The sequence below is a fragment of the Microvirga arvi genome (genome assembly GCF_016892765.1).
In the GTDB taxonomy this organism is placed as follows: Bacteria; Pseudomonadota; Alphaproteobacteria; order Rhizobiales; family Beijerinckiaceae; genus Microvirga; species Microvirga arvi.
This window is the reverse complement of sequence record NZ_JAFEMD010000211.1, coordinates 1-819: the sequence shown is the minus strand read 5'-3', so window position 1 is coordinate 819 and position 819 is coordinate 1. Positions and strand designations below refer to the sequence as shown.

The following is an 819-nucleotide window of genomic DNA, read 5'->3' as shown; positions in this document are numbered from 1 at the left end:
CGGCCTCCAGATCGCTGATGCCGGCCAGCCGCAGCTCCTTGACCAGCCGGTCCTGCAAGGTGGCATGCGCCCGTTCAACCCGCCCCTTGGCCTGACTGGAGTTGGCACAGATGATCTCGATGTTGAGCTCCGCCAAGGCGCGGCCGAACTGGGTCATGCCATCGCCTCCGGCCGCCTCCGCCTTGTTGACCCGGAAGATGGAATGCTTGTCGGAGTAGAAAGCCACAGGCTTGCCGTGCGTCTCAAGATAGCGCTGCAGCACCTCAAAGTACGCAAACGCGCTTTCCGACGGCACGAAGCCCAGCGCCATCAGGCGGCTGGTGGCATCGTCCACGAACACCAGAAGCGTGCAGGGCGGGCCGCGGTCCTCGAACCAGCGGTGCTCGCAGCCATCAATCTGGATCAGCTCACCCAGATGCTCACGGCGGTGGCGCGGCTGATGAAAGCGCTTGCGCTCGGCGCGCGGCAACCAGAGCCCAGCCCGGATCATCCAGGTGCGCAGTGTCTCGCGGGAGATCCGCAGAGCGTGGCGCTCCTCGAGCTTCTCGGCCGCCAGGGTTGGGCCGAAATCTGCATAATGCTGCCGTACCAGGCTGACGGCATGGTCCCGCAGGGCTTCCGGCAGACGATTGTTGGAGGGACGGCCGCGGCGGCGGTCGGCGATCCCGGCTGGCCCGTCCTCGCGGAAGCGGCGCTGCAAGCGGTAGACCTGACGTTCGCTGACCCGCAGCAGTTCGGCGGCCGCGGCGGGGGTAAGGCGGCCGCTCTCCAGACGCGCCAGGATGTCGATCCGGTTGAGTTCTCGTTTGCTCATCAGCA

1 protein-coding gene is annotated in these 819 nt (G+C 66.5%); it reads right to left on the bottom strand.

Annotation, left to right across the window (positions count from 1 at the left end; translation table 11 throughout):
• The coding region (locus ILT44_RS30565) for an ISNCY family transposase (RefSeq protein WP_239468656.1) at positions 1–814 on the bottom strand (814 nt) is incomplete at its 3' end.
• Positions 815–819 lie beyond the last annotated feature (5 nt).